The organism is Pseudomonas brassicacearum (assembly GCF_918698105.1).
Lineage (GTDB): Bacteria > Pseudomonadota > Gammaproteobacteria > Pseudomonadales > Pseudomonadaceae > Aquipseudomonas > Aquipseudomonas brassicacearum_F.
Genome location: NZ_CAKKMI010000026.1, coordinates 1 through 12645, shown reverse-complemented (window position 1 = coordinate 12645; position 12645 = coordinate 1). Strand labels below are relative to the sequence as shown.

Genomic DNA, 12645 nt, shown 5'->3' with positions numbered 1-12645 from the left:
TTTTCTTGAATTTTAAGCAGTTGCGTAATTGCCTACGGTTAAATACTGTACGCACGTACAGCTTAATAAGGATAATCCTGTGGCCACGCCCTCTGCTGCAACTACCCCCTTAGATTCCTATACACGACTCGGCCTGCGGGTCTCGAAAATCATCAACGCCCCCACCGCGCAAAAAGCCAAGGCAGCCCTGATCTTCCGCCTTCCCGACGAGCCGGTGGACGAGTGGGAGCGCCTGCTGGAAGAAATCGACGAGAACGACAACGTGACCCTCGCCTATCGCGACGATGGTGGTGTGCAGGTTTTCTGGGTTGTGCCGAAGGAAGATTGAATCTGATGAGTGTTCGCTGTTTAGCATTTTTGCTTGTGTTTATCGCCATCGGCGCGCAGGCCGGTGCTCCGCGCACCTTCAACGAAGCCAAGAAAGTCGCCTGGAAACTCTACGCACCACAATCCACCGAGTTCTACTGTGGCTGCAAATACACCGGCAATCGCGTGAACCTGGCCGCCTGCGGTTATGTACCGCGCAAGAATGCCAGCCGCGCCGCTCGCATCGAGTGGGAACATATTGTCCCGGCGTGGCAGATCGGCCATCAGCGTCAATGCTGGCAGCAAGGCGGTCGCAAGAATTGCACGCGCCATGATCCGGTTTATCAGCGGGCCGAGGCCGACCTGCACAACCTGGTGCCGAGCATCGGGGAAGTGAATGGCGATCGCAGCAATTTCAGTTTCGGCTGGTTGCCGGAACAAAAGGGCCAATACGGCTCATGCCTGACCCAAGTGGACTTCAAGGCCAAGAAGGTCATGCCCCGCCCTTCTATCCGGGGCATGATCGCCCGGACCTATTTCTACATGAGCAAGCAATATGGCCTGCGCCTCTCGAAACAGGACCGGCGCTTGTATGAAGCTTGGGACAAGACCTACCCGGTCGAAAGCTGGGAGCGTCAGCGCAACCAGAGCGTGGCGTGCGTCATGGGCCGTGGCAACGAGTTCGTGGGGCCGGTGAATATGAAGGCCTGCGGCTGACCTGGCATTTATGAAACTGTGGGAGCGAGCTTGCTCGCGATAGGGGCATGTCAGTCAACATCAACATTGGCTGATCCACCGCTATCGCGAGCAAGCTCGCTCCCACAGGTTTTGTGGCTTGACTGACTTGTTTATGCTGCCCGATTACAGGGCCGTCGGGTAATCCACCACCAACGTCTCGATGTTGCGTTTTTTCGCCCGGACCAGGGCAGCCGTCACCTGCTCCTGCTTGGTTTCGGCCTCAGCCTTGGAGCTGAAAGGACCGACCAGGACGCGCTCCTTGCCGTTTTCCCGCACCACGTTCGACATGAAGCTGTGTTCGATGAGCCAACCGGTCAGGTCGCTGACTGCTTGCGGCGTCTCGCCACGAACCTCGACGGCCCACTGCGGCGCGGCAGCGGCGGCCGGTGCGGAGGTCGCTACGGGTTTGGGCTTCGGTGCTTCGACGTCACGCCCCTCACCGCATCCTGCCAGCACCAATACCGCGATAACCCAAGCCAATTTGCGCACAAACGTTTCCCTCGGAAGACATGAGACACGGATTTTAGCACCCGCGCCCCTCAAGATCGCCGCAAACAGTGCTCAAAACACGAGAATCCTGCCCGGCGTCTCTGTATAGTCGCACCCTGGGAATTAATGCTGCATCTGTACGTCAGAAAGAGGCACCCACATTGTGACACTTAGCACTAATCTATAAGCAGTACCGACATCTGCACTGTCTGAATCAGGTGCCCTATAAAGCAATCAAGGAGAACACCATGCTGATACTCACCCGCAAAGTCGGTGAAAGCATAAACATTGGTGACGACATCACGATCACCATTCTGGGCGTTAGCGGCCAACAGGTCCGGATCGGCATCAACGCCCCGAAAAACGTTGCGGTGCATCGCGAAGAGATTTACCAGCGTATTCAGGCGGGCCTCACTGCCCCCGACAAGCCGCAAACGCCCTGAGCCTTGCTGCAGTCCGTAGCCAGCCCGTTTGCATCGCCGCAATGGCTGGCTAAAGATTCTGGTCGACCGTGCCTCACCCCTCCCCACCTTTTTTCGTCCAGTCCGTTGAACCGATACTAATGGCATGGCGCTTAGCATGGCTGTCAGACGTTTCGTTTTAATGATGACGAAGCGGGCATTCGCGGCTGTTCAACCCAGGCTCACGCCACGCGCCATGCCCGTGGCGGCGATCATCATCAAGATCAGCAGCAAGGCTTCGATGTGGCTGATTCGTGCAAACCGGCCGGCTTTCGAAGGATCGATCGCAGCCCCTTTGCCCAGCGCCATCCGCCATTTGACCAGGGCGATCATTGGCACGATCTCAAGTAACAGGATCAGCAGGAGCAAGGTCATCTTCAGGTGGAACAGCGGTTGGTGCAGGTAATAATCCGTGCCTTTTTCGTACCCGCCAAACGCCCGCATCCCACCCGTCACCAACAACACCAGCGCCGACAGGCCCCACAGGTTGTCAGCGACCAAGACACTGCGAACCGCGTCCGCACCGCCAGCCAGGCGTCGTAGCGCCGTGCCGCGCGTCAGCACCGCCCAGAATCCAAGGGCGAACGCCAGCAGATGAATTGCCGCGAGAGACCAATGAGCCAACATGGAAGAGTCCTGCCAGAGAACGTCGAATCGACCTGACAGTACTAGCTCATAAAACAATGATTGCCAGGCTGGCCACAAAAAAATGTGGGAGCGAGCTTGCTCGCGATGGCGGTGTATCAGTCGACAACAATGTTGTCTGACATTCCGCTATCGCGAGCAAGCCCGCTCCCACAGGGGTATTGCGAGCTTTAAAGATTTCAGTCCGCCAGGCGCCAGGTCGTGCCGCCCTTGCCATCTTCCAACACCACGCCCATGGCGGTGAGCTGGTCGCGGATGCGGTCGGATTCGGCCCAATCCTTGTTGGCGCGCGCAGTCAGGCGCGCCTCGATCAGCGCCTCAACCTCGGCGGCGTCCACGCGGCCTTCGGCACCGGCCTGCAGGAAGTCATCGGCTTCGAGCTGCAACACACCCAGCACGCTGGCCAGTTCTTTCAGGCGGGCCGCCAGACCGGCCGCGGCATTGAGATCACTCTCACGCAGGCGGTTGATCTCACGCACCATCTCGAACAGCACCGCGCAGGCTTCCGGCGTACCGAAGTCGTCGTTCATCACTTCGGTGAAACGCGCCACGAAGGCTTCGCCTCCGGCAGGCGGCACGCTCGGCAGGCCCTTCAACGCGTGATAGAAACGCTCCAGGGCACCCTTGGCGTCCTTGAGGTTGTCTTCCGAGTAGTTGATGGCGCTGCGGTAGTGGCTCGACACCAGCAGGTAACGCACGACTTCCGGGTGGTACTTGTCGAGCACGTCGCGGATGGTGAAGAAGTTGTTCAAGGACTTGGACATCTTCTCGCCGTTGATCCGGATCATGCCGCAATGCATCCACGCGTTGGCGTAGGTCTTGCCGGTGGCTGCTTCGCTCTGGGCGATTTCGTTTTCGTGGTGTGGGAACTCCAGGTCGCTGCCGCCGCCATGAATGTCGAAAGTCTCACCGAGGCAGCAGGTGGACATGACCGAGCATTCGATGTGCCAGCCCGGACGCCCGGCGCCCCATGGCGATTCCCAGCTCGGCTCACCCGGCTTGGCGCCCTTCCACAGCACGAAGTCCAGCGGGTCTTCTTTCGACTCGTCGACTTCGATACGCGCGCCGATGCGCAGGTCTTCGATCTTCTTGCGCGACAGCTTGCCGTAGCCCAGGAACTTGGCGACGCGGTAGTACACGTCGCCATTGCCCGGTGCGTAGGCGTAGCCCTTGTCGATCAAGGTCTGGATCATGCTCAGCATGCCCGGGATGTGGTCCGTGGCACGGGGCTCCAGGTCCGGCTTGAGGATATTGAGGCGCGCCTCATCCTCGTGCATGGCCTTGATCATGCGCTCGGTCAGCGCATCGTAAGGCTCGCCGTTTTCGCGGGCACGGTTGATGATCTTGTCTTCGATGTCGGTGATGTTGCGCACGTAGGTCAGGTCATAACCGCTGAATCGCAGCCAGCGGGTTACCAGGTCGAAGGCGACCATGCTGCGACCATGACCGATGTGGCAGTAGTCGTACACGGTCATGCCGCAGACGTACATGCGGACCTTGTTGCCATCCAGCGGCTTGAAGACTTCTTTGCTCTTGGTGAGCGTGTTGTAGATCGTAAGCACAGGGTTTCCCTTAAGACTTGATCACTGACCCCAGGAATCGCGCAAGGTCACGGTACGGTTGAATACCGGAGCACCGGGTTTCGAGTCCTTGATATCCGCGCAGAAGTAACCTTCGCGCTCGAACTGGAAACGGTCTTCCGGCTGTGCGTTGCCCAGCGAAGGCTCGGCACGACAACCAGTGAGTACTTGCAGGGAGTCAGGGTTGATGTTGTCCAGGAAGCTGGCGCTGTCTTCGGCCTTTTCCGGGTTCGGCGAACGGAACAGGCGATCGTACAGGCGCACCTCGCACTCGACGCTGGCGGCGGCCGGCACCCAGTGGATCACGCCCTTGACCTTGCGACCTTCCGGGTTCTTGCCCAGGGTGTCGGGATCGTACGAGCAGCGCAGTTCGATGATGTTGCCGTCGGCGTCCTTGATGGCCTCGTCGGCGCGGATCACGTAGCTGCCACGCAGGCGCACTTCACCGGCAGGCTCCAGGCGCTTGTAGCCTTTTGGCGGCTCTTCCATGAAATCTTCACGGTCGATGTAGATTTCCCGGGCAAACGGCAGGACGCGCACGCCCATGTCTTCTTTCGGGTGGCGCGGCAGCTCGAGGTTCTCGACCTGGCCTTCCGGGTAGTTGGTGATCACGACTTTCAGCGGACGCAGCACGCACATGGCGCGCGGGGCGCTGTGGTCGAGATCGTCACGGATGCTGAATTCCAGCATGCCGAAGTCCACCACGCCGTCGGAACGGTTGGTGCCGACCATTTCGCAGAAATTGCGGATCGACTTGGGCGTGTAGCCGCGACGACGGAAGCCCGACAGCGTCGACATGCGCGGGTCGTCCCAGCCGTTGACGTGCTTCTCGTCCACCAGTTGCTTGAGCTTGCGCTTGCTGGTGATGGTGTAGTTCAGGTTCAGGCGGCTGAATTCGTACTGGCGCGGGGTAGCCGGCACCGGCAGGTGCTCGAGGAACCACTCGTACAATGGACGATGGCTTTCGAACTCCAGGGTGCAGATCGAATGCGTGATGCCTTCGATGGCGTCCGACTGGCCGTGGGTGAAGTCATAGTTGGGGTAGATGCACCATTTGTCGCCGGTCTGGTGGTGATGGGCATGACGGATGCGGTACATGATCGGGTCGCGCAGGTTCATGTTCGGCGAAGCCATGTCGATCTTGGCGCGCAGCACCCGAGCGCCGTCCGGGAACTCACCGGCACGCATGCGGGCGAACAGGTCCAGGTTCTCTTCCACGCTGCGGTCACGGAACGGGCTGTTCTTGCCCGGCTCGGTCAGGCTGCCACGGTATTGCTTGGCCTGCTCGGGGGTCAGGTCGCACACGTAGGCGTTGCCGGCCTTGATCAGTTCCACTGCCCAGTCGTGCAACTGGTCGAAATATTGCGAGGCGTAGCGCACCTCACCGGACCATTGGAAACCCAGCCACTTGACGTCACTTTCGATCGCGTCGATGTATTCCTGGTCTTCCTTGGCCGGGTTGGTGTCGTCGAAACGCAAGTGCGTGACGCCGCCGAACTCCTGGGCCAGGCCGAAATTCACGCAGATCGACTTGGCATGGCCGATGTGCAGGTAGCCGTTGGGTTCTGGCGGGAAGCGAGTGACGATCTGTGTGTGCTTACCCGAGTCCAGGTCCGCCTGGATGATCGGGCGCAGGAAGTTGACCGGCACGGCCGGGCCGGTCTTGGAATTCGAGGTAGGGTCGACAGTGGGCTTGCTCATAGGATCCTTGAACAGACAAGTGCGCGGCCGGGTGCGGCCTGATAAATCAAAGCCCGTATCATAGCCGATGCTGTCAAGCACCTGACAGGCCAGGCCGGCAAACGATTGAATTTAATCGACGGCCAGATGAAAAACAGCCTCGAAATTCGTGCCCGGCACGCTAAACTGCCCAGCCTGGCCCGTAACAGCCAGACCGGTTGCGGGCATCACAGCCCCGAAACCCACGAATTCCTTGAAAGAGTACCGATCATGAGCAAAGTCAAACTGACCACCAACCACGGCGACATCGTCCTGCAACTGAACGCCGAGAAGGCACCGCTGACCGTTGCCAACTTCGTCGAGTACGTCAAGGCCGGCCACTACGAAAACACCGTGTTCCACCGTGTCATCGGTAACTTCATGATCCAGGGCGGCGGTTTCGAGCCAGGCATGAAGGAAAAGAAAGACAAGCGCCCAAGCATCCAGAACGAAGCCGACAACGGCCTGCCGAACAAAAAGTACAGCGTCGCCATGGCCCGTACCATGGAGCCGCATTCGGCCTCCGCGCAGTTCTTCATCAACGTGGCGGACAACAGCTTCCTGAACCACAGCGGCAAGACCACCCAAGGCTGGGGCTATGCAGTGTTCGGTGAAGTGATCGAAGGCACCGACGTGGTCGACAAGATCAAAGGCGTTTCCACCACCTCCAAGGCCGGCCACCAGGACGTCCCGGCAGAAGACGTGATCATCGAGAAAGCCGAGATCATTGAGTGATATTGCTGATTTCAGACTTGCATCTGGAAGAGGAGCGCCCGGACATCACCCGGGCGTTTCTGGATTTACTCGCCACACGCGCCCGCTCGGCGCAAGCGTTGTACATTCTGGGCGACTTTTTCGAAGCCTGGATCGGCGACGATGCCATGACGCCGTTCCAGCGTTCCATCTGCCAGGCCCTGCGCGAATTGAGCGACAGCGGCACGGCCATCTTCCTGATGCACGGCAATCGCGACTTCATGCTGGGGCAGGCCTTCTGCAAGGCGGCCGGCTGCACCCTGCTCAAGGATCCGAGTGTCGTGCAATTCAACGGCGAGCCGGTGCTGCTGATGCACGGCGACAGCCTCTGCACCCGCGACGAAGGCTATATGAAGCTGCGGCGCTGGCTGCGCAACCCGGTCACGCTGTTCGTCCTGCGGCACCTGCCGCTGGGCAGTCGCCAGAAACTGGCGCGTAAACTGCGCAGCGAAAGCCGCACGCAGACACGCATGAAAGCCAATGACATCGTCGACGTCACGCCCGAAGAGATCCCGCGGATCATGCAGCAATACGGCGTGAAGACCTTGATCCACGGCCACACCCATCGTCCCGCCATCCACAAGCTGCAACTGGGCGAACACGCCGCCCGGCGCATCGTGCTGGGGGATTGGGACAAGCAAGGCTGGGCGTTGCAGGTGGACGAACAGGGTTTTGCGCTGGCGCCGTTTGGGTTTGGTAATGCGCAGTTGGCGTTGCCAAGCACTTAAAGACCCCACAGCCCCTGTGGAAGCAGGCTTCTGTGGGAGCCGAGCTTTTGTGGGAGCCGAGCTTGCTCGCGATGGCGGCGTAACAGACAACAGAGATATTGACTGGAAGGGCCTCATCGCGAGCAAGCTCGGCTCCCACAAAAGCTTGCTCCTACACTGGACTGCATTTCACCGCTGAATCAATGCCCCGCCGATGCAGGCCCGGCCTTCGCCGCAAACGGCGGCTTCGCCAGCCACACCAGCACGATCAACCCCATGAACGCCCAGCCCAGCAGCGTGAAGTAATCCACGGTGGAGAGCATGTACGCCTGGCTGTTGAGGACCTGCTCGAGTCGGGCATAGGCCGGCGCACTGGCGCCGCCGAGCTGGTTGAGGGCCTCGCGGGTGGCCGGTTCGAAGGTGCTGATGCTTTCGCTCAGGTAGGCGTGATGCTGGTCGGCACGGCGGATCCAGATCCAGGTGGTCAGGGACGCGGCAAAGCTGCCGCCCAGGGTCCGCAGGAACGTCGCCAGCCCCGCGCCGTCGGCAATCTGGTGCGGCGGCAGGTCCGACATCAGGATGCTCAGGGTCGGCATGAAGAACAGCGCCACGCCGATGCCCATGAACAATTGCACCAGGGCAATGTGCTGGAAATCCACCTCGTTGGTGAAGCCGGCGCGCATGAAACAGCTCAGGCCGATGGCCAGGAACGCCAACCCGGCCAACACACGCAGGTCGAACCGGTGGGCGTACTTGCCGACGAAGGGCGACATCACCACCGGCAGGATGCCGATGGGCGCCACCGCCAGCCCGGCCCAGGTGGCGGTGTAGCCCATCTGTGTCTGCAGCCACTGCGGCAGGATCAGGTTGATGCCGAAGAACCCGGCGTAGCCCCCCACCAGCACAATGGTGCCGATGCGAAAGTTGCGATAGGCGAACAGGCGCAGATTGACCACCGGGTGACGGTCGGTCATTTCCCAGATCACGAACACCGCCAGGGCAACGATTGAAATCAGCGCACCGATGATGATGAAGTTCGATTCGAACCAGTCCAGGTCGTTGCCTTTGTCGAGGATCACCTGGAGCGCGCCGACGCCGATGATCAGCGTGATCAAGCCCACGTAATCCATCGGTTGATGGCTGGTGACCACCGGCCGCGCCTTGAGTTGCTGTTGCACCACGAACGCGGCGAAGACGCCGATGGGCACGTTGATGAAGAAGATCCACGGCCAGCTGTAGCTGTCGGTGATCCAGCCGCCGAGGATCGGCCCGGCAATCGGCGCCACTACCGTGACCATCGCCAGCAACGCCAGGGCCATGCCGCGCCTGGCCGGCGGGTACACGGCAATCAGCAAGGTCTGGGTCATCGGGTACAGCGGCCCGGCCACCAGCCCCTGGAGCACGCGAAAGCCAATCAGCTCCGGCATTGAGGTGGAAATACCGCACAAGAACGAAGCGATCACGAACAGCATCGTTGCCCACAAAAACAGCTTCACCTCGCCAAACCGCCGGCTCAGCCAGCCGGTGAGCGGCAGGGCGATGGCGTTGCTCACCGCGAACGAGGTAATTACCCAAGTACCCTGCTCCGAGCTGACGCCCAGGTTGCCGGAAATGGTCGGCAAGGCAACGTTGGCAATGGTGGTGTCGAGCACTTGCATGAACGTCGCCAGCGACAGCCCGATGGTGCTGAGCAACAGGCTGGGCGGCGTGAAGGACGCGTTATTGCTCATTGCGAAATCCTATGAAGCGAAGGTGGCGAAATCCCTTAAGGCAAGACACAAACTCTGTGGGAGCGAGCTTGCTCGCGATAGCGGTGTATCAGTCACCACCGATGCTGGCGGCTCCAATGCCATCGCGAGCAAGCTCGCTCCCACAGGTTCATGCGGTAACTGACTAGCGCTGCACGGTCTTGCTGGCCGCCGCGCTGTTGTCATGGATCAGGCGGGCGATCATCGCGTCGGCATCGGCCAGCTGTCGGTCGTAGACCTGGGTGCTGAACGAGGCTTTCTGCGGTGGCTGCTGGGCCAGTACCGGGCCGCTCTGGTCGTGCAGGTCGACGCTGACCTGGGTCGACAGGCCGACCCGCAGCGGATGCTTGGCCAGCTCCTGGGCATTGATGTGAATGCGCACCGGCACCCGCTGGACGATCTTGATCCAGTTGCCGGTGGCGTTCTGCGCCGGCAACAAGGCAAACGCGCTGCCGGTCCCGGCACCGAGGCTGTCGATGGTGCCGCTGTACTTCACATCGCTGCCGTACAGGTCGGCTTCGATGTCCACCGGCTGGCCGATGCGCATGTCGCGCAGTTGGGTTTCCTTGAAGTTGGCGTCGATCCACAGCTGATCCAGCGGGATCACCGCCATCAACGCCGTGCCCGGCTGCACCCGCTGGCCCAGTTGCACGGTGCGCTTGGCGACATAACCGGTGACCGGTGCGATCAAGGTACTGCGGGCGTTGGCCAGGAAGGCCTGGCGCAGCTGCGCGGCGGCGGACTGCACGTCGGGATGGGACGACACCACGGTATCGTCCACCAAGGCACTGGTGGTCTTGAGCTGTTGCCGGGCATTGGCCAAGGCGTTCTGCGCCGAGGTCAGGTCATCGCGGGCGTGAGACAGTTCCTCCTTGGAAATCGCCCCGCCGGCCGCCAGGTTCTTGCGTCGGCTGTAGTTTTCCTGGGCCTTCTGCACTTCGGCTTCTTGCGCATTGACCTGCGCGCGCATGCCATCGACGTTGCTGTACAACCCACGCACCTGGCGCACGGTCCGGGCCAGGTTGGCCTGGGCACTTTGCAGCCCGACTTCGGCGTCGTTCGGGTCGAACTGCACCAGCACCTGGCCTTCACGCACCAGGTCGCCGTCGTCGGCCCCGATGCTCACCACGGTGCCGGTGACCAGCGGCGTGATTTCCACCACGTTGCCGTTCACATAGGCATCGTCGGTGCTTTCGCTCCAGCGACCATACAGTTCGTGCCAGGCCCAGACGCCCAGGCCCGAGAGAATGACCAGCAGCGCCAGCGTCAGCAGCATGACCTTGCGCTTGCGTGGGTTACCGTCCTGCGCATGTTCGGATTGAGTCGTTTCGGCAGTCGCCATGACAAGTACCTCGAATCAGTTATTTGGCGTGGTAGAGGCCGGGGTGGCCGCCGCCAGTGTCTGGGCCTCGAAACCACCGCCCAGGGCCTGCATCAGTTGGATCGACAAATCGATCTGGTCGGCATTCAGGTTCGCCAGTTGGCGCTGGGCCTGGAGCAATTGCTGCTCGATGCTCAGCACGTCCAGGTAATTACCGATGCCCGAGCCGTAGCGCTGGACCACCGTGTCATAGGAGCTCTGTGCGATATCGGTTGCATGCTGCTGCGCGCCGATCTGGCGAGCGATGTCACGCAATTGGTTGATGGTGTCGCTGACATCGCCAAGGGCCGTGACCAGGCTCTTGTTGTATTGCGCCACCGCCAGGTCGTAATCGGCGTCCCGGGCATCCAGGTCGGCCCGCAAGCGGCCGCCATCGAAGATCGGCAGCGACACCGTCGGCGCCACATTGAAGAAGCGGCTGGCTGAACCGAACATCGCATCGCCCAACAACGACCGGGTCCCGGCGGCTGCACTCAAGTTGAGATTGGGGTAGAAGTTGGTCTTGCCGGCCTCGATGTTCTTGCTCGCCGCCTCGACCCGCCAGCGTGCCGCGACCAGGTCCGGACGACGCCCCAGCAACTCGGCCGGCAGGTTCGACGGCAAGGCGACCGCGCTGGCTTGCAGCACGTTGGGCCGGGGGATTTCATTGCCGCGGTCCGGGCCTTTGCCCAGCAGCACCGCCAGGGCGATTTTCGCGCTTTGCAGGCGTTTCTCCGCGTCGATGCGGGTCGCGTCGGCGCTGGCTTCCAGGCTTTCGGTCTGCTGGAACTGATATTCACTGTCGATCCCGGCAGTGAGGCGGCGCTTGCTCAGGTCGAGCATCTGCCGGGTGCGCTTGAGGTCCTCGGAGGCCAGGTCATAGATGATGTGGGCCTGGCCCAGGTCGCTGTAGGCCCGGGCCACGTCGGCGGCCAGGGTCAGTTGCGCGGCCTGGCGATCGATCTCGGCGGCACGGGCCTGGCCGAGGGCGGCTTCCCAGGCGGCACGCTGGCCGCCCCAGAGGTCGAAGTTGTAATTGAAGTCCACCCCCAAGGTGCGCAGGGTGCTGTACGCCCCGCCCTGCCCTCGCGGGTCTTGGTCACGGGACAGTCGCGAACGGCTGGCGCCGCCGCTCGCATCCAGGGTCGGCTGGCGCGCCGCGTTGGCGGCATAGGCGGCGGCACTGGCCTGATGCACCCGGGCGCTGGCGATCTGCATGTCCGGGCTATCGCGCAGGGCTTCACGGATCAGGCCATCGAGTTGTGGATCGCCGAGGCTCTTCCACCAATCGCTTTTCGGCCACGCGGCCTGCGACAGCGTGACGCCGTTCAGCGATTGCCCAGCCTTGAGATTTTGGGCCTCCAGGCTGACGCCTTCGGTCTTCAGACCGCTGTAGCTGGCACAGCCCGCCAGGCTCATGGCCAAGACCACCAGGCTTAATCGGGTACGCAAGGTTCTACGCTTCATTTTTCCCCCATTCGCGACACGGTGATGGGGTCACCGGCGGCGAGCAGAATTTTCTTGAGGATCTGTTCGAGGGTTTTCAGCTCCTCGGGGCTGATGGCGCCGGCCAATTGATTCATGGCCTCGGCACCGATGAACGGCAGGCGATCGGCGAGGGCTTGGCCGGCTTCGGTCAGCACCAGGCGCACTTGCCGGCGGTCCTGGGCGGAGCGTTCACGGGCCAGGAAACCTTTCTGCTCCAGGCGATCGAGCATCCGCGTCATCGAGCCGCTGTCCAGGGACAGGTAGCGACACAGCTCGGCCGGCGTCTCGATGCCGTACTGGGCCATGATGATCAACACCTTGAACTGCGCGGCGGTGATGCCGACGGGCTCCATGTGGGTGTCGATGATCCGGTCCTTGAGCAGCGCGGCACGGCCGAGCAGCATGCCGAGATGGCAATTGCGAAAGTTGTCTGGGGTGAAATGCTTCATCTGACCACCGTTTGCTGCCTAGGCAGTGAATGTATGTCGGGATATTACTGCTTAGGCAGCAAATGTCAATCAAATAGTTAGCTTGCTATGCACTAACAGCCGAAACGCAGATAAATCTGTGGGCAACAAATGTGGGAGCGAGCTTGCTCGCGATAGCGGTGTGTCAATCAACGGAGGTGTTGAATGTCATACCGCTATCGCG

General features: G+C 61.2%; 13 protein-coding genes. 5 read left to right on the top strand and 8 right to left on the bottom strand.

The window, feature by feature from the left end:
- Positions 1 to 79: 79 nt before the first annotated feature.
- Positions 80 to 328, top strand: a complete 249-nt coding sequence (locus LQ215_RS12580) for a DUF1654 domain-containing protein (protein WP_025212909.1) — start codon at positions 80 to 82, stop codon at positions 326 to 328.
- A gap of 5 nt (positions 329 to 333) precedes the next feature.
- Entirely contained in the window at positions 334 to 1023 is a 690-nt protein-coding gene (locus LQ215_RS12575; RefSeq protein WP_230150200.1) for an endonuclease, read from the top strand.
- Positions 1024 to 1167: 144 nt separating this feature from the next.
- Here the strand turns inward: LQ215_RS12575 and LQ215_RS12570 are convergent, their stop codons facing one another.
- Entirely contained in the window at positions 1168 to 1533 is a 366-nt protein-coding gene (locus LQ215_RS12570; RefSeq protein ID WP_230150199.1) for an SPOR domain-containing protein, read from the bottom strand.
- Between the two features lie 248 nt (positions 1534 to 1781).
- Between LQ215_RS12570 and csrA the strand changes: the two genes are divergently transcribed.
- Positions 1782 to 1976, top strand: a complete 195-nt coding sequence (gene csrA, locus LQ215_RS12565) for a carbon storage regulator CsrA (protein ID WP_003179932.1) — start codon at positions 1782 to 1784, stop codon at positions 1974 to 1976.
- 189 nt (positions 1977 to 2165) lie between these two features.
- Here csrA and LQ215_RS12560 read toward each other — a convergent pair whose 3' ends face one another.
- From LQ215_RS12560 to LQ215_RS12550, 3 genes are all read right to left on the bottom strand, one after another.
- Positions 2166 to 2621 (bottom strand): DUF2214 family protein, encoded by a 456-nt coding sequence (locus tag LQ215_RS12560; protein ID WP_230150197.1) that lies wholly within the window; start codon positions 2619 to 2621, stop codon positions 2166 to 2168.
- 197 nt (positions 2622 to 2818) lie between these two features.
- Positions 2819 to 4201 (bottom strand): cysteine--tRNA ligase, encoded by a 1383-nt coding sequence (gene cysS, locus LQ215_RS12555; protein WP_230150195.1) that lies wholly within the window; start codon positions 4199 to 4201, stop codon positions 2819 to 2821.
- 21 nt (positions 4202 to 4222) lie between these two features.
- On the bottom strand, positions 4223 to 5920 hold the full coding sequence (locus LQ215_RS12550) for a glutamine--tRNA ligase/YqeY domain fusion protein (RefSeq protein ID WP_230150194.1): 1698 nt from the start codon (positions 5918 to 5920) through the stop codon (positions 4223 to 4225).
- 249 nt (positions 5921 to 6169) lie between these two features.
- On the opposite strand from LQ215_RS12550, the gene LQ215_RS12545 reads away from it, so the two are divergent.
- Positions 6170 to 6673: a peptidylprolyl isomerase gene (locus tag LQ215_RS12545; RefSeq protein WP_003203665.1), complete on the top strand. Its 504-nt coding sequence runs from the start codon at positions 6170 to 6172 to the stop codon at positions 6671 to 6673.
- Entirely contained in the window at positions 6670 to 7419 is a 750-nt protein-coding gene (lpxH, locus tag LQ215_RS12540; RefSeq protein WP_003203667.1) for a UDP-2,3-diacylglucosamine diphosphatase, read from the top strand. Before LQ215_RS12545 ends, lpxH begins: the two co-directional genes overlap by 4 nt.
- A gap of 179 nt (positions 7420 to 7598) precedes the next feature.
- Here lpxH and LQ215_RS12535 read toward each other — a convergent pair whose 3' ends face one another.
- The 4 genes from LQ215_RS12535 to LQ215_RS12520 all read right to left on the bottom strand — a co-directional run bounded on the left by LQ215_RS12535 (position 7599) and on the right by LQ215_RS12520 (position 12443).
- Positions 7599 to 9128 (bottom strand): DHA2 family efflux MFS transporter permease subunit, encoded by a 1530-nt coding sequence (locus tag LQ215_RS12535; RefSeq protein ID WP_230150192.1) that lies wholly within the window; start codon positions 9126 to 9128, stop codon positions 7599 to 7601.
- A 163-nt stretch (positions 9129 to 9291) separates the two neighbouring features.
- Positions 9292 to 10488 carry an HlyD family secretion protein gene (locus LQ215_RS12530; protein WP_230150189.1) on the bottom strand — a complete coding sequence of 399 codons (1197 nt, stop codon included), beginning with the start codon at positions 10486 to 10488 and terminating at the stop codon, positions 9292 to 9294.
- Positions 10489 to 10503: 15 nt separating this feature from the next.
- Positions 10504 to 11973, bottom strand: a complete 1470-nt coding sequence (locus LQ215_RS12525) for an efflux transporter outer membrane subunit (RefSeq protein ID WP_230150187.1) — start codon at positions 11971 to 11973, stop codon at positions 10504 to 10506.
- A complete protein-coding gene (locus LQ215_RS12520) occupies positions 11970 to 12443 on the bottom strand; it encodes a MarR family winged helix-turn-helix transcriptional regulator (protein ID WP_230150185.1) in 474 nt (157 codons plus the stop codon). Before LQ215_RS12520 ends, LQ215_RS12525 begins: the two co-directional genes overlap by 4 nt.
- Between the last annotated feature and the right edge of the window lie 202 nt (positions 12444 to 12645).

What these genes read in the sequence shown, in the direction of transcription:
- LQ215_RS12575 (WP_230150200.1), top strand. Translation starts at nt 334, where the DNA reads ATGAGTGTTCGCTGTTTAGCATTTTTGCTTGTGTTTATCGCCATCGGC.
- csrA (WP_003179932.1), top strand. Translation starts at nt 1,782, where the DNA reads ATGCTGATACTCACCCGCAAAGTCGGTGAAAGCATAAACATTGGTGAC.
- LQ215_RS12560 (WP_230150197.1), bottom strand. Translation starts at nt 2,621, where the DNA reads ATGTTGGCTCATTGGTCTCTCGCGGCAATTCATCTGCTGGCGTTCGCC.
- LQ215_RS12550 (WP_230150194.1), bottom strand. Translation starts at nt 5,920, where the DNA reads ATGAGCAAGCCCACTGTCGACCCTACCTCGAATTCCAAGACCGGCCCG.
- LQ215_RS12545 (WP_003203665.1), top strand. Translation starts at nt 6,170, where the DNA reads ATGAGCAAAGTCAAACTGACCACCAACCACGGCGACATCGTCCTGCAA.
- LQ215_RS12535 (WP_230150192.1), bottom strand. Translation starts at nt 9,128, where the DNA reads ATGAGCAATAACGCGTCCTTCACGCCGCCCAGCCTGTTGCTCAGCACC.
- LQ215_RS12530 (WP_230150189.1), bottom strand. Translation starts at nt 10,488, where the DNA reads ATGGCGACTGCCGAAACGACTCAATCCGAACATGCGCAGGACGGTAAC.
- LQ215_RS12525 (WP_230150187.1), bottom strand. Translation starts at nt 11,973, where the DNA reads ATGAAGCGTAGAACCTTGCGTACCCGATTAAGCCTGGTGGTCTTGGCC.
- LQ215_RS12520 (WP_230150185.1), bottom strand. Translation starts at nt 12,443, where the DNA reads ATGAAGCATTTCACCCCAGACAACTTTCGCAATTGCCATCTCGGCATG.